Here is an 18,355-nt window from a genome sequence, read left to right as displayed (position 1 = left end):
ACTGCCGCCCCCACATCCGTAACACCAGTCCAGTGCCGAACCGCGGCTGTCCGCCGCGCCGACACAACGAGGTTGCCGTACCTATGCGCCACGCTGAAGGAGCCCGCGGTGAGTGCTGACCCGACGCAGGTGCTCGCCTTCGAGACCGACTGCCACATCTTCGACGGCTGTGGCTTCCCGGCTCCCGGCCTGCACTCGTTCCTGTTCAAGCCCCTTCTGGGGGACGGCGACAGCAACGTGTACTTCAACAAGCCGATGCTGCTGGCGCTGCTCGGCTCGGTCATCGTCGTCGGCTTCTTCTGGGCCGCCTTCCGCAAGCCGAAGGTCGTCCCCGGCAAGCTGCAGATGGTCGCCGAGACCGGCTACGACTTCATCCGCCGCGGAGTCGTCTACGAGACGATCGGAAAGAAGGAGGGCGAGAAGTACGTACCGCTGGTCGTCTCGCTGTTCTTCTTCATCTGGATGATGAACCTCTGGTCGATCGTCCCGGTCGCCCAGTTCCCGGTGACGTCGATCATCGCGTACCCCATCGTCCTCGCGGCGATCGTGTACATCACCTGGGTCTCGCTGACGTTCAAGCGGCACGGATTCGTCGGCGCCTTCAAGAACTTCACCGGCTACGACAAGTCGCTCGGCCCGGTTCTCCCGCTGGCCATGACGATCGAGTTCTTCTCGAACCTGATCGTCCGGCCGTTCACCCACGCCGTGCGACTCTTCGCGAACATGTTCGCGGGACACACCCTGCTGCTGCTCTTCACGATCGCCAGCTGGTACCTGCTCAACGGCATCGGTATCGCCTACGCGGGTGTCTCGTTCGTCATGGTCATCGTGATGACGGCCTTCGAGCTGTTCATCCAGGCCCTGCAGGCCTACGTCTTCGTGCTGTTGACCTGCACCTTCATCCAGGGCGCGCTCGCCGAGAACCACTGAGCAGCACCCCCCTGCAATACCCCCTGAGCGTCCGGTGGCCAACCCCCGCCGGTCCGTATAGATAAGGAAGAATCAGCATGGCTGCCACTGAGACCCTCGCTGCCGTCTCCGGTTCGCTCGGCTCCATCGGCTACGGCCTCGCCGCCATCGGTCCCGGCGTCGGCGTCGGCATCATCTTCGGCAACGGCACCCAGGCTCTTGCCCGTCAGCCCGAAGCTGCCGGCCTGATCCGCGCCAACCAGATTCTCGGCTTCGCCTTCTGTGAGGCGCTCGCCCTCATCGGTCTGGTCATGCCGTTCGTCTACGGCCAGTGATCTGCCGTTCATCGACAGCCCACTAGACGAAAGGCACTGACATGAGCCAGATGCTCATTCTGGCGGCCGAGGCGAAGGAAAACCCCCTCGTCCCGCCGATCCCTGAGCTTGTCATCGGCCTGATCGCCTTCGTCATCGTCTTCGGCTTCCTCGCCAAGAAGCTCCTCCCGAACATCAACAAGGTTCTGGACGAGCGGCGCGAGGCCATCGAGGGCGGTATCGAGAAGGCCGAGGCCGCCCAGACCGAGGCGCAGAGCGTGCTTGAGCAGTACAAGGCTCAGCTCGCCGAGGCCCGGCACGAGGCCGCGCGGCTGCGCCAGGAGGCGCAGGAGCAGGGCGCCACGCTCATCGCCGAGATGCGCGCGGAAGGCCAGCGGCAGCGCGAGGACATCGTCGCCGCCGGTCACACGCAGATCGAGGCCGACCGCAAGGCCGCTTCGCAGGCGCTGCGTCAGGACGTGGGCAAGCTCGCCACCGACCTGGCCGGCAAGCTCGTCGGCGAGTCCCTCGAGGACCACGCCCGGCAGAGCCGCGTGATCGACCGTTTCCTTGATGAACTTGAGGAGAAGGCCGAGGCCGCGCGATGAACGGAGCGAGCCGCGAGGCCCTGGCAGCCGCACGTGAGCGTCTCGACGCGCTGACGGACTCCACGTCCGTGAACGCGGCGCAGCTCGCCGACGAACTGGCCGCCGTCACCGCGCTGCTCGGCCGTGAGGTGTCCCTGCGCCGGGTCCTCACCGACCCGGCGCAGGACGGCGAGGCCAAGGCCCAGCTTGCCGAGCGCCTGCTCGGCGGCCAGGTCGGCGGCTCCGCCCTCGACCTGCTGTCCGGCATGGTGCGCTCCCGCTGGTCGCAGTCCCGCGACCTGGTGGACGCGCTGGAGGAGCTGGCGGCCACCGCCGACCTCACCGCCGCCCAGCAGTCGGGCGAGCTCGACGACGTCGAGGACGAGCTGTTCCGGTTCGGCCGGATCGTCTCCTCGAACACTGGGCTGCGCGCGGCGCTGACCAACCGCGCCGCGAGCACCACGGCCAAGAGCGAGCTGCTGAGCGGCCTGCTCGGCGGCCGGGCCAAGCCGGCCACCGAACGACTGGTGACGCGCCTGGTGACCGCGCCCCGGGGACGTAGCCTGGAAGTGGGACTCGAATCCCTGTCCAAGCTCGCCGCCGAGCGCCGCAGCCGCCTGGTCGCGGTCGTCACCACGGCGGTCCCGCTGAGCGACCCGCAGAAGCAGCGCCTGGGCGCCGCCCTCGCGAAGCTCTACGGCCGCCCCATGCACCTGAACATCGACGTGGACCCCGAGGTCCTCGGCGGTATCCGGGTGCAGGTCGGGGACGAGATCATCAACGGCTCCATCGCGGACCGCCTCGATGACGCCACCCGCCGCATGGCGAGCTAGCAGCACCACAACAAAGACGTAGTAAGGCGGCCCGAGTTGGGCCGTGCAGAGGATTCACCTCGTTCAGGGGGGAGTCCCCCCATCCCCCCAAGTGAAACTTCGGGCCCAACAAGGAGAGCAGGGAACCCAGATGGCGGAGCTCACGATCCGGCCGGAGGAGATCCGGGACGCGCTGGAGAACTTCGTCCAGTCGTACAAGCCGGACGCGGCCTCGCGCGAGGAGGTCGGTACGGTCACCCTTGCCGGCGACGGCATCGCGAAGGTCGAGGGCCTCCCCTCGGCCATGGCCAACGAACTGCTGAAGTTCGAGGACGGCACCCTCGGTCTCGCGCTCAACCTCGAAGAGCGCGAGATCGGTACCGTCATCCTCGGCGAGTTCAGCGGCGTCGAGGAGGGCCAGCCGGTCACCCGCACCGGAGAGGTCCTGTCCGTCGCCGTCGGCGAGGGCTACCTCGGCCGTGTCGTCGACCCGCTCGGCAACCCGATCGACGGCCTCGGCGAGATCGAGACCACCGGTCGCCGCGCGCTGGAGCTGCAGGCCCCGGGCGTCATGGTCCGCAAGTCGGTGCACGAGCCGATGGAGACGGGCTACAAGGCCGTCGACGCGATGACCCCGATCGGCCGCGGCCAGCGTCAGCTGATCATCGGCGACCGCCAGACGGGCAAGACCGCCCTGGCCGTCGACACGATCATCAACCAGCGCGACAACTGGCGCTCGGGCGACGTGAACAAGCAGGTCCGCTGCATCTACGTCGCCATCGGTCAGAAGGGCTCCACCATCGCCTCCGTGCGTGGTGCGCTCGAAGAGGCCGGCGCGCTGGAGTACACGACCATCGTCGCCGCCCCGGCGTCCGACCCGGCCGGCTTCAAGTACCTGGCGCCGTACACCGGTTCGGCCATCGGCCAGCACTGGATGTACGACGGCAAGCACGTCCTCATCATCTTCGACGACCTCTCGAAGCAGGCCGACGCCTACCGCGCCGTGTCCCTGCTGCTGCGCCGTCCGCCGGGCCGCGAGGCCTACCCGGGTGACGTCTTCTACCTGCACTCCCGTCTGCTGGAGCGCTGCGCGAAGCTCTCCGACGAGATGGGCAAGGGCTCGATGACCGGTCTGCCGATCGTCGAGACCAAGGCCAACGACGTCTCGGCGTTCATCCCGACCAACGTCATCTCCATCACCGACGGCCAGTGCTTCCTGGAGTCGGACCTCTTCAACGCCGGTCAGCGCCCCGCGCTGAACGTCGGTATCTCCGTCTCCCGAGTCGGTGGTTCCGCGCAGCACAAGGCGATGAAGCAGGTCTCCGGGCGCCTCCGCCTCGACCTCGCCCAGTACCGCGAGCTGGAGGCGTTCGCCGCCTTCGGTTCCGACCTGGACGCCGCGTCGAAGGCCCAGCTGGAGCGCGGTCAGCGGCTGGTCGAGCTGCTCAAGCAGCCGCAGTACCAGCCGATGCCCACCGAGGACCAGGTCGTCTCCGTGTGGTCCGCGACCACCGGCAAGATGGACGACGTACCGGTCGAGGACATCCGCCGCTTCGAGAAGGAGCTCCTGGAGTACCTGCACCGCAAGGAGCAGGGCCTCATGACCTCCATCAAGGAGGGCGGCAAGATGTCGGACGACACCCTCACCGCCGCCGCGGACGCGATCACCGAGTTCAAGAAGCAGTTCGAGACCTCGGACGGCAAGCTCCTCGGCGAGGACGCCCCGGCCGCGGCCAAGTGACGTAGGAAGGGACCTGACTCATGGGAGCCCAGCTCCGGGTCTACAAGCGTCGCATCCGATCCGTCACCGCGACCAAGAAGATCACCAAGGCGATGGAGATGATCGCCGCCTCGCGCGTCGTCAAGGCGCACCGCAAGGTGCAGGCCTCGACGCCGTACGCGAAGGAACTGACGCGCGCGGTCACGGCGGTCGGTACGGGTTCCAACACCCGGCACCCGCTGACCACCGAGGCCGAGACGCCGACCCGTTCCGCGGTCCTGCTCCTCACGAGCGACCGCGGTCTGGCCGGCGCCTTCAACTCCAACGCCATCAAGGCGGCGGAGCAGTTGACCGCGCGTCTTGTGGCCGAGGGCAAGGAGGTCGACACGTACATCGTCGGCCGCCGCGGTGTCGCCCACTACAACTTCCGTGAGCGCAAGATCTCGGAGCAGTGGACCGGCTTCACCGACGAGCCCACGTACGCGGACGCGAAGAAGGTCGCGGGTCCGCTGATCGAGGCGATCGAGCTGGACACGGCGGAGGGCGGCGTGGACGAACTCCACATCGTCTACACCGAGTTCGTCTCGATGATGACGCAGACGCCGATCGACAGCCGGCTGCTGCCCCTCAGCCTCGAAGAGGTCGCGGAGGAAGCCACGCCCCAGGGCGAGATCCTTCCGCTGTACGACTTCGAGCCGTCGGCGGAGGACGTCCTGGACGCCCTGCTGCCGCGGTACGTCGAGAGCCGTATCTACAACGCGCTGCTCCAGTCGGCTGCCTCCAAGCACGCCGCCACCCGCCGCGCGATGAAGTCGGCGACCGACAACGCGGGAGACCTGATCACCACGCTCTCCCGTCTTGCCAACGCGGCCCGCCAGGCCGAAATCACCCAGGAAATCAGCGAGATCGTCGGTGGCTCCGCAGCCCTGGCCGACGCGACCGCGGGGAGTGACAAGTAATGACGACGACAGTTGAGACGGCCGTTGCCACGGGCCGCGTCGCCCGGGTCATCGGCCCGGTCGTCGACGTGGAGTTCCCCGTCGACGCGATGCCGGAGATCTACAACGCTCTGCACGTCGAGGTGGCCGACCCGGCCCTGGACGGCGCGCAGAAGACGCTGACCCTGGAGGTCGCCCAGCACCTGGGTGACGGCCTGGTCCGCACGATCTCGATGCAGCCCACCGACGGTCTGGTCCGCCAGGCCGCCGTCACCGACACCGGCACGGGCATCACCGTCCCGGTCGGCGACTTCACCAAGGGCAAGGTGTTCAACACCCTCGGTGAGGTGCTGAACAGCGACGAGAAGTACACGGGCGAGCGCTGGTCCATCCACCGCAAGGCCCCGCGCTTCGACGAGCTCGAGTCGAAGACCGAGATGTTCGAGACCGGCGTCAAGGTCATCGACCTGCTGACCCCGTACGTCAAGGGCGGCAAGATCGGCCTGTTCGGCGGTGCCGGCGTCGGCAAGACGGTGCTCATCCAGGAGATGATCTACCGCGTCGCCAACAACCACGACGGTGTCTCCGTGTTCGCCGGTGTCGGCGAGCGCACCCGTGAGGGCAACGACCTCATCGAGGAGATGGCCGACTCGGGCGTCATCGACAAGACGGCGCTCGTCTTCGGCCAGATGGACGAGCCCCCGGGCACCCGTCTGCGCGTGGCCCTGGCCGGTCTGACCATGGCGGAGTACTTCCGCGATGTGCAGAACCAGGACGTGCTGTTCTTCATCGACAACATCTTCCGCTTCACGCAGGCCGGTTCCGAGGTCTCGACCCTGCTCGGCCGCATGCCCTCCGCGGTGGGCTACCAGCCGAACCTGGCCGACGAGATGGGTCTCCTCCAGGAGCGCATCACCTCGACCCGGGGTCACTCGATCACCTCGATGCAGGCGATCTACGTCCCCGCGGACGACCTGACCGACCCGGCCCCGGCCACCACGTTCGCCCACCTCGACGCGACGACGGTTCTGTCCCGTCCGATCTCCGAGAAGGGCATCTACCCGGCCGTGGACCCGCTGGACTCCACGTCCCGCATCCTCGACCCGCGGTACATCGCGGCCGAGCACTACAACACCGCGATGCGCGTCAAGACGGTCCTCCAGAAGTACAAGGACCTTCAGGACATCATCGCGATCCTCGGTATCGACGAGCTGGGCGAGGAGGACAAGCTCACCGTCCACCGTGCCCGTCGCGTGGAGCGCTTCCTGTCCCAGAACACCCACGTCGCCAAGCAGTTCACCGGCGTCGACGGGTCGGACGTCCCGCTGGACGAGTCGATCACCGCGTTCAACGCGATCATCGACGGCGAGTACGACCACTTCCCGGAGCAGGCGTTCTTCCTCTGCGGTGGTATCGAGGACCTGAAGGCGAACGCGAAGGAGCTGGGCGTCTCCTGACCCCGTGCTTCACCTGAGGGGGTGGGGCGTGTCCCACCCCCTCTTTCACGCCCATTAGAATTGACCCAACACCCGGCACGACCGCCGGGTGGTGACCCGAGGAGCCCACCTTGGCTGCTGAGCTGCATGTCGAGCTCGTCGCCGCGGACCGCCAGGTCTGGTCCGGCGAGGCCACCCTGGTCGTCGCGCGCACCACGTCCGGCGACATCGGCGTCATGCCCGGTCACCAGCCGCTGCTCGGTGTGCTGGAGTCGGGCCCGGTGACCATCCGTACGAGCGACGGAGGGACGGTCGTCGCCGCGGTGCACGGCGGTTTCATCTCGTTCGCGGACAACAAGCTGTCGCTGCTCGCCGAGATCGCCGAGCTGTCGGACGAGATCGACGTCCAGCGCGTGGAGCGGGAACTGGAGCGTGCGAAGGCGGAGGGCGACGAGTCCGCCGAGCGCAGCGCGAACGTCCGACTGCGTGCGGTGGAAACGCGCTGAACCCAGTTCTGACGCGATGACGTGACTCAGCCGCGGCTGGGACCGGAGGAATCCGGCCCCAGCCGCGGCTGAGGCGAATGTGGGTGTTTTTTCCGTTCCGTTACCTGTTTTACCTAGGAGACGAGGAGGTCGGTGTCGATGGTCCTCGCTCTGACTGCGTGCGGAATTGTTGTGGCCCTGGTTGTGGTGGGGCTGTTCGTCTTCGGCCTGCGCCGCAGACTCATCCAGCGCTCCGGCGGCACCTTCGACTGTTCGCTCCGCTGGGACGTCCCGGAGAAACCCGACACGAACGGCAAGGGCTGGAGCTACGGCGTCGCCCGCTACAACGGCGACCGCATCGAGTGGTACCGCGTCTTCTCCTACGCCTACCGCCCGCGCCGCACGCTGGAACGCTCGGCGATCGAGGTGGCCGGCCGCCGCCTCCCCGAGGGCGAGGAGGAGCTGGCCCTGCTCTCCGACGCGATCATCCTGACCTGCCTGCACCGGGGCACGCGCCTCGAACTGGCCATGAGCGAGGACGCGTTGACCGGTTTTCTCGCGTGGCTTGAGGCCGCTCCTCCCGGCCAGCGGGTCAACGTCGCATGACCGGACAGACCGGGTTGGGTACGTCGGCCTGACCCACGACGACCGTGTGGGGCGCGGAGCCGAGTGTCACGGTGACGTCGACGGGGCAGGCCGCCATGACGGTGGCGGCGACCGCTGTGGCGAGGGCACTGGCCGGCGCGGCCCAGGCATGGACGGACTTCTTGGTGATGCGGGACGTGGACCTGCGCTTCATGGTTTCCCCCGTGGTGCGGTGTTCCGCTTGCTGTCGTAGGACCAAGATGCCCACGTCAAAAGCTGGTCACCGGCGCCGATCGGCCTCCGCTCCGGGCCGAAGGGCCCCCTGAGGTGCACGCCGGGGGCGCGCGCCGCGTACACCGCGCCGTACGCAACGCACCGCGGGCAGACCGGAGAGGTCTGCCCGCGGCGGTGTGGTGCCGAGCGGTGTGGGGATCAGCTCAGCCCGCTGTTGATGGCGGTCACCAGCTCACCGTTGCTGGTGTCGCCGCTGAAGTCCCAGAAGAACGCGCCGCCCAGACCCTGGGTCTTGGCCCAGCTCATCTTTCCGGCGATCGTGCTCGGGGTGTCGTAGGACCACCAGTTGTTGCCGCAGTAGGCGTACGCCGTGCCGGCGATGGTGCCGGTGGCCGGGCAGGACGTCTTGAGGACCTTGTAGTCCTCGATGCCCTGCTCGTAGGTGCCCGCCGCCGGGCCGGTCGCCGTGCCGCCGGGTGCGGCCTGGGTCACGCCGGTCCAGCCTCGGCCGTAGAAGCCGATGCCGATGAGGAGCTTGTTCGCGGGGACGCCCTTCGACTTGAACTTGGCGATCGCGTCGGCCGTGGTGAAGCCCGGGGTCGGGATGCCGCTGTAGGTGGTGAGGGGGGAGTGCGGGGCGGTCGGGCCGGTCGCGTTGAAGGCGCCGAAGAAGTCGTACGTCATGACGTTGTACCAGTCGACGTACTGGGCCGCGCCCGCGTAGTCGGCGGCGTCGATCTTGCCGCCGGAGGTGCCGTCGGCCGTGGTGGCGGCGGTGACCAGGTTGTTGCTGCCGAACTTGGCGCGCAGGGCCTGCATCAGGTTCTTGTAGGCCGCGGCCCCGCTGGTGTCGCAGGACAGGCCGCAGGCGTTCGGGTACTCCCAGTCGATGTCGATGCCGTCGAAGACGTCGGCCCAGCGCGGGTCCTCGACCAGGTTGTAGCAGGAGTTCGCGAACGCGGTCGGGTTGGCCGCCGCCTGGGCGAAGCCGCCGGACCAGGTCCAGCCGCCGAAGGACCACAGGATCTTGATGTTCGGGTACTTGGCCTTCAGCTCGCGCAGCTGGTTGAAGTTGCCCGCGATCGGCTGGTCCCAGGTGTCGGCGACGCCGCTGACCGACTGGTCGGCGGTGAACGTCTTCTGGTAGTCGGCGTAGGCGTCACCGATCGCGCACTGGCCGTTCGTCACGTTGCCGAAGGCGTAGTTGATGTGCGTGATCTTCGCTGCCGAGCCGGAGGTCACCAGGTTCTTGACCTGGTAGTTGCGCTGGTAGGTGCCCCACTCGGTGAGGTACCCGAGCTTGACCGCGCTGCCGGTGGCCGGGGGAGTGGTCGTCCCGCCCGTGGTGTGCACGGCGACCGAGCCGCTGACCGGTCCGGTCTGGTCGGCGGTGTCGCGGGCCTGCACGGTGTACGAGTAGTCGGTGCCGGCGGTCAGGCCGGTGTTCGTGTACGACGTCGTCGTCACCGTGGCGACCTTGGTGCCGTCGCGCAGGACGTCGTAGTTCTTGATGCCCTTGTCGTCGGTGGCCGCGCTCCAGGAGAGGTTCACCGAGGTGTCGGTGATCGAGGACGCGGTGGGGGTGCCCGGCGCGGAGGGGGCCGCGTCACCGGGGACGGTGGTGCCGCCGTCACAACTGCCGCCGTTGAGCAGGCAGTTGGAGGGCGAGCCGCTGCCGGCGCCGTTGAAGCCGAAGGAGACGGAGGCGCCCGCGGCGATGGTGCCGTTGTAGGACTTGTTCTTCGCGGTCCAGTGGTTCCCGGAGTTGGTGACGTCCGCGTCCCAGGCCGAGGTGACCGACGTGCCGGAGGGGAAGTCCCACTCGACCGTCCATGAACTGATCGCGCTGGTACCGGTGTTCTTCACGGTCCACTGACCGCCGAAGCCGGTGCCCCAGTCGCTGGACTTGGTGAAGGTGGCGGTCGCGGTCGAGGCGGCCTCGGCGGGCGCGGCCAGACCGACGAGAGCGGCGAGCGGAAGCAGCAGGGTGGTGAACCCGGCAACTGCTCGTTGTCTGAAGCGCATTGAGCGCCTCCTCTTTTGTTTTACGCCTCCGGCGCACTGGAGACGGTGTCGGGGGTGTCGGGGCGCGACTGAGCCTTCGCACCCACAGTGCCGCGAGAATAGAAAGGTCTGGACCACGGGTCAATAGGTCTGGACCACTTTGGTATGGGTGTGCTAAACCCCAATTCACGCACCGGCAAAGTCGCTTGAGCCCGGCACCCCGCTGACCTGCGGCGCCGGTCAGCGCTCCCCGCCGGGAACCCACAGCACGTCCCCCGCCTCCTTGTTGGCCGTGCGGGCCAGGATGAACAGCAGGTCGGAGAGGCGGTTGAGGTAAGTCGCCGTCAGCGGGTTCATCACCTCGGCGTGCACCTCAAGCGCCGCCCACGTCGAGCGTTCCGCCCGGCGCACGACCGTGCAGGCCTGGTGGAGCAGGGCCGCGCCCGGGGTGCCGCCGGGGAGGATGAAGGAGCGGAGTTTCTCCAGCCGCTCGTTGAAGTGGTCGCAGTCCGACTCCAGCTTGTCGATGTAGAACTGCTCGACCCGCAGGGGCGGGAACTCCGGGTTCTCCACCACCGGCGTGCACAGGTCCGCGCCCACGTCGAAGAGGTCGTTCTGGACGCGGGTGAGGACCTTGACGATGTTCTCGTCCAGGGCGCCGAGGGCGATGGCGGTGCCGATCGCCGCGTTCGCCTCGTTGGCGTCGGCGTACGCCGAGATCCGGACGTCCGTCTTGGCGACCCGGCTCATGTCGCCGAGGGCGGTGGTGCCCTGGTCGCCGGTCCTGGTGTAGATGCGCGTCAGATTGACCATGTGGCCAGCGTAGTTAGGCCCCGGCCGTCCGGAACACGCGTGTGCCCACCGTCACGGCGACCGCGGCGAAGCCGAGGGCCACGAGAACGCCGTACAGCATGTGGGCGGTGGCGTACGAGCCGACGTAGGCGTCCCGCACCGCGTCCACCAGATAGCGGAACGGCATGAGGTGCGAGAGGGCGTCCAGCCACGTCGGCGCGAGGGTCATCGGGAGCATCAGGCCGGACAGGAGCATGGACGGCATCGTCGTCGCGTTGACGAGCGGACCGAACTCCTGCGGTGTGGCCACCTTCATGGCGATGGCGTACGACAGCGATCCCAGCGAGACCGTCAGCAGCGCCACGAACGCGAAGCCGATCAGGATGCCCGGCAGCGGGGCGCGCAGACCCAGCGCCACCGCCGCCAGGACCAGCGCGACCGCCTGGACCACGAGGACCGTGGCGTCGCGCAGCACCCGGCCGAGCAGCAGCGCCAGCCGGCTCACGGGGGTCACGCGCATCCGCTCCACCACGCCCTGGTTCTTCTCGATGATCACCGAGAAACCCGCGAACGCCGAGCCGAACAGCCCGAGTTGGAGCAGCACCCCGGGAACGAGGGTCTGCCACGAACTGCCCTGCGCGCGCAACGGCAGGTGGGTCAGGAGCGGACCGAAGAAGACGAGATAGAGCAGCGGCACCAGCATCCCGAAGACCAGCGCGAAGCGGGAACGCAGCGACTGGCGGAGATAGCGGCCGTAGATGAGCGAGGTGTCGTGCAGCAGCATGTCGTGGTCCGTCCTGTGCTTTCCGTCGTTGTTCTCATACGGCCACGGGGGCGGCGTCGGGCCGGGCCGGGCCGCGGCCGGTGATCGCGAGGAACGTGTCCTGGAGGCTCGCGTCGATCGAGCCGCCGTGCCGCAGCTTCAGCGCGGTCGGGGTGCCCTCGGCGACCACGACTCCCCGGTCGACGATGACCAGCCGGTCGGAGAGGGCGTCCGCCTCGTCGAGGTAGTGGGTGGTCAGGAAGACGGTGGTGCCGTGCTCGTCGCGCAGCCGCCGGACCAGGTCCCAGAGGCCGGCGCGGCTCGCGGGGTCCAGGCCCGTCGTCGGCTCGTCGAGGAACAGCACCTCGGGTCGGTGGGTGAGGGCGAGCGCGATGTCCAGGCGGCGCCGCCGGCCGCCGGAGAGCGTGGCCGTCCTGCGGTCGAGCTGCTCGGTGAAGTCCAGGTCGTGGGCCAACTCCTCGGCGCGCTCGGCTGCCTGACGCTTCGTCAGGCGGTAGAGGCGGCCCTGGGTGACGAGTTCCTCCCGGGCGGTGATCTGCGGGTCCACGCCTCCCGACTGGGCGACATAGCCGCACGCCCGCCGCACCCCGGCCGGGTCGGTCACGAGGTCGCGGCCCGCGACGGTGGCCGCGCCGCCGGTGGGCGGGAGCAGGGTCGTGAGCATGCGCAGGGTGGTCGTCTTGCCGGCGCCGTTCGGTCCGAGGAAGCCGAGGATCTCGCCGGGCCGTACGGCCAGGTCGATACCGCGCACCGCCTCCACGAGGCCCTGCTTCGTCCGGAAGGAGCGGGCCAGGCCGGCCGCGCTGATGATTGCCATGACCCCAGAAAAACAGAGTCCCTGAAATTTTGCAATGACCCCAAAAAACAAGCGACGCCAAAGTGGCTAGCATGGACGGCATGGTCGAAGGGCTCAGGGAGCGGAAGAAGCGGCAGACCAGGCAGTACATCTCCGATGTCGCCACCGGCCTGTTCATGGAGCGCGGCTTCGACGCGGTCACCGTCGCCGAGGTCGCCGAGGCGGCCGACGTCTCGGTCAACACGGTCTACAACTACTTCTCCACCAAGGAGGACCTGTTCCTCGACCGCGCCGACGACCAGCGCGAACGGCTCGCCCGCTGGGTGCGCGCCCGCGACGCGGGGGAGTCCGCCGCCGCGGCCGTCCTGCGGGAACTGCGCGCCGAACTGGAGGCCGTCTCGCCGCGCGTGGGCCTGATGCCGGGGTTCGAGCGGTTCATGGCGGTCGTCGAGGCCGCGCCCACGCTCCGGCTGCGCCTCATGGCCGTCCGGCACGAGGTGATCGAGCGCCTGGAGGCCGCCCTGCGCGAGGAGACCGCGGCACCGGAGCAGGACATCACCCCGCGGCTGATGGCCGGCCAGATCAACTGGCTGCACGAGGCACTGACGGACTTCGTCCGCCGCGGCATGACCGCGGGCCGCGCACCCGGTGAGGTCTCCCGTGAGGCCCTCGGTCTACTCGACGACCTGGAGGACCTCTTGAGCGAGAGAGTCCTCAACTACGCCGTACGAGCGGTCGAATGAGCCGTGCCGGTGTGATGTCCGTCAGATGAGACGTGACGCGCGTTACTAACCGGTCACACAGCGCCGCACCTTCGCTAGTGTCCGCCGAGAGGCACACGGATACACGCTGTAAGCGTTTCAAAGGGGAGTCGCACAGTGGCACGGAAGCTTGCCGTCATCGGCGCCGGACTCATGGGTTCCGGTATCGCCCAGGTCTCCGCGCAGGCGGGCTGGGACGTCGTCCTGCGCGATGTCACCGACGAAGCGCTGAAGCGTGGCACCGACGGCATCAAGGCCTCGTACGACAAGTTCGTGAGCAAGGGCAAGCTGGAGGCGCACGACGCCGACGCGGCCCTTGGACGCATCACCGCGACCACCGATCTCGACGCCGTCGCCGACGCGGACATCGTCGTCGAAGCCGTCTTCGAGAAGCTCGAAGTCAAGCACGAGATCTTCCGCGCGCTGGACAAGATCGTGCGCGAGGACGCCGTCCTCGCCTCCAACACCTCCGCCATCCCGATCACGAAGATCGCGGCCGTGACGGAGCGTCCGGAGCGCGTCGTAGGAACGCACTTCTTCTCGCCGGTCCCGATGATGGGCCTGTGCGAGCTGGTGCGCGGATACAAGACGAGCGACGAAACCCTCGCCACCGCGCGGGAGTTCGCCGAATCCGTCGGCAAGACCTGCATCGTCGTCAACCGTGACGTGGCCGGGTTCGTGACGACCCGTCTCATCTCGGCGCTCGTCGTCGAGGCGGCGAAGCTGTACGAGTCGGGCGTCGCCACCGCCGAGGACATCGACCTCGCCTGCAAGCTGGGCTTCGGTCACGCGATGGGCCCGCTGGCCACCGCGGACCTCACCGGCGTCGACATCCTGCTGCACGCGACCAGCAACATCTACACCGAGTCACAGGACGAGAAGTTCGCCCCGCCGGAGCTGATGCGCCGAATGGTGGACGCCGGTGACATCGGACGCAAGAGCGGGCAGGGCTTCTACAAGCACTGAATCCGCACACGCCCCTGACCCATCACACGCAGGGGTGAATTCGGTATCGGTTCGCTCACAGACGGCAACTTCGTGGCGCTTCAGGCAGTCAGAGGTTGCATCACCGACTTCGCCGATATCACCGAGTACGCCACCGCACTCACGGGGAGCGCATATGTACATCAGGGGCGACCACGTCGAGCTGGTCGTCGGGGGCCGCCTCGACGTCCGCAGCGCGGCGGACGCCCGTACGGTCCTGCACTCGGCCGTCGACGACGGAGTCGGCGATCTGGTGCTGGACCTGTCCGAGCTCGACTCCTGGGACGCCACCGGCCTCGGCGTCATCATGGGAGCCCACCGACGGGCCGGCCGCTGCGGCCGCCGCCTGGTGCTGCGCCGCGTACCGCCGCAGATGCAGCGCCTGCTCGTGGCCACCCGGCTGCACCGCATCCTCGCCATCGAGGGCGGTATCGGAGTGGAGTCGCTTCCCAGGGTCTGATCCCGGGGTCTGACGTCGGCCGCGCGGAATCCTCATGAGACTGTGACGTCTCGCACCGCGCGGTACCCCGGCCTGTCGTAGATACTGTGCGAAGGTTTACGGTTCGGTTGCCCGCTGCCTCACCACCCTTCGAGCGGGCCCGGACCAGAAGCGACAGCGCGGTGTGCACAAGGCCGGGAGGGGCCTGGGTCCTGTCGACCCGCACACGACGCTTTTGGGGGGCTTGGACCTATGGACCCGATCGACCGGGGACCCGAGGAGTACGGCCATGACGGCGACGACACGTCGTCGCGTCAGCGCCCGCCGCGGGAACCCCTCACACCCGACTTCGGCCAGCACACACCCGCACTCGCGCGCACCGTGCAGCTGGTCACCGGCGACTTCCTGCTCACCGTCAACCCCGTCGACGGCAGCGAGATCGAAGTCTGCTCGCCCGGACAACGGCCCGGCCGGCCCGCCAAGTTCGCCGCCGCCGAGCGCGCCGAGGCCGCCCGCGCCGCCAGACCACCGGTCCCGCCGGGCCTCAACCGCCCCGAACTGCCGCTCCTGGAGCGCCAGGAGGAGCGCGAGCGTCTCGTACGGCTGCTCGCCCGCGGCCGTTCCGTACGCCTCACCGGTCCCTCGGGCTCGGGCCGCACCAGCCTGCTCGACCTCGTCGCCGAGGACTGCCTGGACCTCGCCCCCGACGGCGTGATCCGCCTCAGCGGCTTCCACCGCACCGCCGACGACCTCCTCCACGACCTCTTCTACGCCGTCTACGACGCACCCCTGCACCGGCCCGGCCGGGAGGAACTGCTCGCGCTGACGCGGGAGATCGGCGCGGTCGTCGTCCTGGACGACATCGAGTTCGGGGCCGCCGCGCTCGACGGACTCCTCGACGCGACGCCCGAGTGCGCCTTCCTGATCGCCGCGACCCCGGAGGTCCCGGCACCGTCCGCGGACTCCGCGATCGAGGAGGTCTTCCTCGGCGGCCTGGGCCGGCCCGGCGCCGTCGAGGTGCTGGAGCGTGCCGTGGGCCGCGTCCTCACCGAGGAGGAGGCCAACTGGGCGGGCGACCTGTACTTCGAGTCCGAGGGCCTGCCCCTGCGCTTCGTCCAGGCCGGTGCCCTGCTCCGGCAGCGCGACGAACTGCGCGTCGGCACCAGCGCCGTCGAGGAGTTCGGCGTCTTCCAGGACGCGCCCCCGGCCGACGTGCCCTTCGACGCCCCGCCGCTCGACCCGGACGCGGGCGACGCCGTACCGCTGCCGTCCCTCGGGGAGGCCGCCGCGCCCGCGCCGCTGCTCGCCTCGCGGCTCAGCGCCTCGGCGCGGGCCACCCTGCGCTTCGCCGTCGCGCTCGGCGGTGAGGTGCCGCACCAGGCGCATCTGCCCGCGCTCGTCGGAGACACCCACGCGGACGCCGCCCTCGGCGAACTCGCGGGCTGCGGACTGGTCTCCCCGGTCGGCTCCCGCTACCGGCTCGCCGCCGGCGTCCAGACCCAGCTGGAGGCCGCCGGCTACGGCGACGACGTCGCGTCCGGCGCCCTCATCGCCGCCCTGCACTACTCCTGGTGGGCCGGGCACCCCTCGGTCACGCCCGCGCGCGTGTGCGCCGAGGCGGACGCCCTGCTCGCCGCCCTCGTCGCGCTCGTACCGGCGACGACCCCGCCGGGCGACGGCGAGGAGAGCACCACCGTCCACCTCGCCCGCACGGCGGCGCCCGCGTTCGCCGCCGGGCTGCACTGGAGCGCCTGGGAGCGCGTGCTGCGCTCCGGCTTCGAGGCCGCCCAGCTCGCCGCCGACGTGAGCGAACAGGCCTATTTCCAGCACGAGTTGGGCGTCCTCGCGCTCTGCCAGGGTGACCTCGACCGGGCCCGGGCCGAACTGGAGTCGTCCATCGGCCTGCGCGGCGAGGCCGCCGACAAGCGCGGTGCCGTCGCGGGCCGCCGCGCCCTCGCCCTGGTCGCCGACCGCAGCGGCATCGCGCTCGGCCTCGGCGCCACGGCCGGTGAGGAAGTACCCGACGCGCGCTACGAGGAGTCGGCGTCACCGCCCGGCGGCATACCGGCGCCCTTCCCGCCGCTCCAGCCGCCCGGCGACACCTACACCCTCGTCGCGCACCAGCCCTCGTCCCCGAAGCCGCACAACAAGGCCCGGGGCGGCCTGCGCGGCTACGCCCGGCGCAACCTCGTCGCGGCCGGCGCGGGCGTTCTGCTCGCCGCCGTCCTCGGCACGGTCGTCACCCTCGGCGCCACGTCCAACAACAACGCCGACAACCCCTCCGACAAGGTCGGCGTCAACCCGTCCGCCAGCCAGGGCACCGATGACGACAGCCTCGGCGCGGACAAGGCGAAGAACGGCGACAACAACGACACGGGTACGGCGACCAGCCGGCCGACGGATCCGGGGCCTGACGGGACGTACGGGACGTCGGACGATCCGACGCCGCCCTCGGGCAGCAGCGGCCAGCCCTCGGACACCCCGAGCGGGACGAGCAGTTCGGGGGGCGGGCACACGAGCCCGTCGCCGAGCAAGTCCACGACCAAGCCGCCTACGTCGAGCCCGACCACGACGAAGCCGACGGACCCGAGCTCCCCGTCGTCTCCGACTCCGAGCGACACGCCCACGCCGAGCGACACGCCCACGCCGACGATCACCCCGTCCACCGAGACCTCGGCGAGCGGCGCAACCTCAAGTGCCCCCGTGGACACGACCAGTTCGGCCGCGCCGGTCGGCAGCAGCTCGGACACGTCGAGTAGTGCGGGTGCCGTGATCTGACGCGCGCGCGACAGCCCCGTAGGACATGAAAGGGCCGGCTCCGATGATCGGAACCGGCCCTTTTCGTCGTAGTGGAGTCAGTGCGAAGTCGGTGTCTGGCGGCGGCTGTTCAGAACAGGCGGAGTTTGTCGTCCTCGATGCCGCGCAGGGCGTTGTAGTCGAGGACCGTGCAGCCGATGCCGCGGTCGGTGGCGAGGACGCGGGCCTGGGGCTTGATCTCCTGGGCGGCGAAGATGCCGCGGACCGGGGCGAGATGGGGATCGCGGTTCAACAGCTCCAGGTAGCGCGTGAGTTGCTCCACGCCGTCGATCTCGCCGCGCCGCTTGATCTCGATCGCGACGGTCTGGCCCTCGCCGTCCCGGCACAGGATGTCGACCGGGCCGATGGCCGTCATGTACTCGCGGCGGATCAGCGTGTAGCCCTCGCCGAGGGTGTCGATGCGGTCGGCGAGCAGCTCCTGGAGGTGCGCTTCCACGCCGTCCTTGATCAGGCCGGGGTCCACGCCGAGTTCGTGCGAGGAGTCGTGGAGGATCTCCTCCATCGTGATGATGAGCTTCTCGCCCGCCTTGTTGATGACGGTCCAGACGCCTTCGTCGTCGCCGGAACCCTCCTTCAGCGTGCAGGGCGGAGACATCCAGTTGAGGGGCTTGTAGGCCCGGTCGTCCGCGTGGATCGAGACGCTGCCGTCCGCCTTCACCAGGATCAGACGGGGGGCGGAGGCGAGGTGGGCGGTGAGCCGGCCCGCGTAGTCCACGGAACACCGGGCAATGACGAGACGCATGGTCGGCAACGCTACTCGACGGGCGCCGGCGAACGCGATTCGCCCACCCGTCTCCCACCACCACCCTCAAACGAGACCCTGCGGGTCGCCCCTGTTGTCCTGGAAGACCCGTGACGCCCGTTGTTCATTCGTGGCCGATTGTGGGCCTATTGAGAGTTCCCTATGTACGCATTCTCCTGGTGCCGCCCCCCTCCGTTGCCTACCGTATAAACGGGA

Annotated in this window: 19 protein-coding genes; 13 read left to right on the top strand and 6 right to left on the bottom strand. The window is 69.1% G+C overall.

Translation table 11 applies throughout. The features are described 5' to 3' along the window. Nucleotides 1-108: 108 nt before the first annotated feature. From atpB to ACIBK4_RS02950, 9 genes are all read left to right on the top strand, one after another. Nucleotides 109-930 carry a F0F1 ATP synthase subunit A gene (atpB, locus tag ACIBK4_RS02990; RefSeq protein ID WP_366433954.1) on the top strand — a complete coding sequence of 274 codons (822 nt, stop codon included), beginning with the start codon at nt 109-111 and terminating at the stop codon, nt 928-930. Between the two features lie 77 nt (nt 931-1,007). Continuing rightward, entirely contained in the window at nt 1,008-1,244 is a 237-nt protein-coding gene (locus ACIBK4_RS02985; protein ID WP_033285402.1) for an ATP synthase subunit C, read from the top strand. A 41-nt stretch (nt 1,245-1,285) separates the two neighbouring features. After that, complete coding sequence (locus tag ACIBK4_RS02980; protein WP_366433955.1) at nt 1,286-1,831, top strand: F0F1 ATP synthase subunit B; 546 nt, start codon at nt 1,286-1,288, stop codon at nt 1,829-1,831. Further along, nucleotides 1,828-2,643 (top strand): F0F1 ATP synthase subunit delta, encoded by an 816-nt coding sequence (locus ACIBK4_RS02975; RefSeq protein WP_398991514.1) that lies wholly within the window; start codon nt 1,828-1,830, stop codon nt 2,641-2,643. Before ACIBK4_RS02980 ends, ACIBK4_RS02975 begins: the two co-directional genes overlap by 4 nt. A gap of 130 nt (nt 2,644-2,773) precedes the next feature. Further along, a complete protein-coding gene (gene atpA / locus ACIBK4_RS02970) occupies nt 2,774-4,363 on the top strand; it encodes a F0F1 ATP synthase subunit alpha (RefSeq protein WP_033285405.1) in 1,590 nt (529 codons plus the stop codon). A 20-nt stretch (nt 4,364-4,383) separates the two neighbouring features. Beyond that, a complete protein-coding gene (locus ACIBK4_RS02965) occupies nt 4,384-5,301 on the top strand; it encodes a F0F1 ATP synthase subunit gamma (RefSeq protein WP_033285406.1) in 918 nt (305 codons plus the stop codon). Beyond that, on the top strand, nt 5,301-6,737 hold the full coding sequence (atpD, locus tag ACIBK4_RS02960; RefSeq protein WP_398991511.1) for a F0F1 ATP synthase subunit beta: 1,437 nt from the start codon (nt 5,301-5,303) through the stop codon (nt 6,735-6,737). The genes ACIBK4_RS02965 and atpD overlap by 1 nt, the downstream gene beginning before the upstream one ends. A gap of 110 nt (nt 6,738-6,847) precedes the next feature. Continuing rightward, nucleotides 6,848-7,222: a F0F1 ATP synthase subunit epsilon gene (locus tag ACIBK4_RS02955; protein ID WP_366433957.1), complete on the top strand. Its 375-nt coding sequence runs from the start codon at nt 6,848-6,850 to the stop codon at nt 7,220-7,222. Nucleotides 7,223-7,360: 138 nt separating this feature from the next. After that, on the top strand, nt 7,361-7,807 hold the full coding sequence (locus ACIBK4_RS02950; protein WP_366433958.1) for a DUF2550 domain-containing protein: 447 nt from the start codon (nt 7,361-7,363) through the stop codon (nt 7,805-7,807). Here ACIBK4_RS02950 and ACIBK4_RS02945 read toward each other — a convergent pair. From ACIBK4_RS02945 to ACIBK4_RS02925, 5 genes are all read right to left on the bottom strand, one after another. After that, complete coding sequence (locus ACIBK4_RS02945; RefSeq protein WP_398991509.1) at nt 7,794-8,000, bottom strand: hypothetical protein; 207 nt, start codon at nt 7,998-8,000, stop codon at nt 7,794-7,796. The genes ACIBK4_RS02950 and ACIBK4_RS02945 overlap by 14 nt on opposite strands. A gap of 218 nt (nt 8,001-8,218) precedes the next feature. After that, nucleotides 8,219-10,045, bottom strand: a complete 1,827-nt coding sequence (locus tag ACIBK4_RS02940) for a glycosyl hydrolase family 18 protein (RefSeq protein WP_398991507.1) — start codon at nt 10,043-10,045, stop codon at nt 8,219-8,221. A gap of 219 nt (nt 10,046-10,264) precedes the next feature. Beyond that, nucleotides 10,265-10,837 (bottom strand): cob(I)yrinic acid a,c-diamide adenosyltransferase, encoded by a 573-nt coding sequence (locus ACIBK4_RS02935; protein ID WP_398991505.1) that lies wholly within the window; start codon nt 10,835-10,837, stop codon nt 10,265-10,267. A 13-nt stretch (nt 10,838-10,850) separates the two neighbouring features. Then, nucleotides 10,851-11,600: an ABC transporter permease gene (locus tag ACIBK4_RS02930; protein WP_398991503.1), complete on the bottom strand. Its 750-nt coding sequence runs from the start codon at nt 11,598-11,600 to the stop codon at nt 10,851-10,853. A 34-nt stretch (nt 11,601-11,634) separates the two neighbouring features. Beyond that, entirely contained in the window at nt 11,635-12,417 is a 783-nt protein-coding gene (locus ACIBK4_RS02925; protein WP_033285413.1) for an ATP-binding cassette domain-containing protein, read from the bottom strand. Between the two features lie 80 nt (nt 12,418-12,497). Between ACIBK4_RS02925 and ACIBK4_RS02920 the strand changes: the two genes are divergently transcribed. From ACIBK4_RS02920 to ACIBK4_RS02905, 4 genes are all read left to right on the top strand, one after another. Further along, nucleotides 12,498-13,139: a TetR/AcrR family transcriptional regulator gene (locus tag ACIBK4_RS02920; RefSeq protein ID WP_398992924.1), complete on the top strand. Its 642-nt coding sequence runs from the start codon at nt 12,498-12,500 to the stop codon at nt 13,137-13,139. Between the two features lie 135 nt (nt 13,140-13,274). Next, nucleotides 13,275-14,123: a 3-hydroxyacyl-CoA dehydrogenase family protein gene (locus ACIBK4_RS02915; protein ID WP_398991501.1), complete on the top strand. Its 849-nt coding sequence runs from the start codon at nt 13,275-13,277 to the stop codon at nt 14,121-14,123. Nucleotides 14,124-14,277: 154 nt separating this feature from the next. Continuing rightward, entirely contained in the window at nt 14,278-14,601 is a 324-nt protein-coding gene (locus ACIBK4_RS02910) for an STAS domain-containing protein (RefSeq protein WP_019060737.1), read from the top strand. A 231-nt stretch (nt 14,602-14,832) separates the two neighbouring features. Beyond that, nucleotides 14,833-17,358, top strand: a complete 2,526-nt coding sequence (locus ACIBK4_RS02905; protein WP_398991499.1) for an ATP-binding protein — start codon at nt 14,833-14,835, stop codon at nt 17,356-17,358. A 109-nt stretch (nt 17,359-17,467) separates the two neighbouring features. Here ACIBK4_RS02905 and nucS read toward each other — a convergent pair whose 3' ends face one another. Continuing rightward, nucleotides 17,468-18,139, bottom strand: coding sequence for an endonuclease NucS (gene nucS, locus ACIBK4_RS02900; RefSeq protein ID WP_033285416.1), 672 nt, complete (start codon nt 18,137-18,139; stop codon nt 17,468-17,470). Between the last annotated feature and the right edge of the window lie 216 nt (nt 18,140-18,355).

It is taken from the genome of Streptomyces sp. NPDC050528, assembly GCF_044457795.1.
In the GTDB taxonomy this organism is placed as follows: Bacteria; Actinomycetota; Actinomycetes; order Streptomycetales; family Streptomycetaceae; genus Streptomyces.
Note: the sequence above shows the minus strand (reverse complement) of the source record. Positions and strands in the feature narration are given on the sequence as shown.

Coding starts and splice junctions, on each gene's coding strand:
- ACIBK4_RS02985 (WP_033285402.1), top strand. CDS start 1,008: ATGGCTGCCACTGAGACCCTCGCTGCCGTCTCCGGTTCGCTCGGCTCC.
- ACIBK4_RS02980 (WP_366433955.1), top strand. CDS start 1,286: ATGAGCCAGATGCTCATTCTGGCGGCCGAGGCGAAGGAAAACCCCCTC.
- ACIBK4_RS02975 (WP_398991514.1), top strand. CDS start 1,828: ATGAACGGAGCGAGCCGCGAGGCCCTGGCAGCCGCACGTGAGCGTCTC.
- atpA (WP_033285405.1), top strand. CDS start 2,774: ATGGCGGAGCTCACGATCCGGCCGGAGGAGATCCGGGACGCGCTGGAG.
- ACIBK4_RS02965 (WP_033285406.1), top strand. CDS start 4,384: ATGGGAGCCCAGCTCCGGGTCTACAAGCGTCGCATCCGATCCGTCACC.
- atpD (WP_398991511.1), top strand. CDS start 5,301: ATGACGACGACAGTTGAGACGGCCGTTGCCACGGGCCGCGTCGCCCGG.
- ACIBK4_RS02950 (WP_366433958.1), top strand. CDS start 7,361: ATGGTCCTCGCTCTGACTGCGTGCGGAATTGTTGTGGCCCTGGTTGTG.
- ACIBK4_RS02945 (WP_398991509.1), bottom strand. CDS start 8,000: ATGAAGCGCAGGTCCACGTCCCGCATCACCAAGAAGTCCGTCCATGCC.
- ACIBK4_RS02940 (WP_398991507.1), bottom strand. CDS start 10,045: ATGCGCTTCAGACAACGAGCAGTTGCCGGGTTCACCACCCTGCTGCTT.
- ACIBK4_RS02935 (WP_398991505.1), bottom strand. CDS start 10,837: ATGGTCAATCTGACGCGCATCTACACCAGGACCGGCGACCAGGGCACC.
- ACIBK4_RS02930 (WP_398991503.1), bottom strand. CDS start 11,600: ATGCTGCTGCACGACACCTCGCTCATCTACGGCCGCTATCTCCGCCAG.
- ACIBK4_RS02925 (WP_033285413.1), bottom strand. CDS start 12,417: ATGGCAATCATCAGCGCGGCCGGCCTGGCCCGCTCCTTCCGGACGAAG.
- ACIBK4_RS02920 (WP_398992924.1), top strand. CDS start 12,498: ATGGTCGAAGGGCTCAGGGAGCGGAAGAAGCGGCAGACCAGGCAGTAC.
- ACIBK4_RS02910 (WP_019060737.1), top strand. CDS start 14,278: ATGTACATCAGGGGCGACCACGTCGAGCTGGTCGTCGGGGGCCGCCTC.
- ACIBK4_RS02905 (WP_398991499.1), top strand. CDS start 14,833: ATGGACCCGATCGACCGGGGACCCGAGGAGTACGGCCATGACGGCGAC.
- nucS (WP_033285416.1), bottom strand. CDS start 18,139: ATGCGTCTCGTCATTGCCCGGTGTTCCGTGGACTACGCGGGCCGGCTC.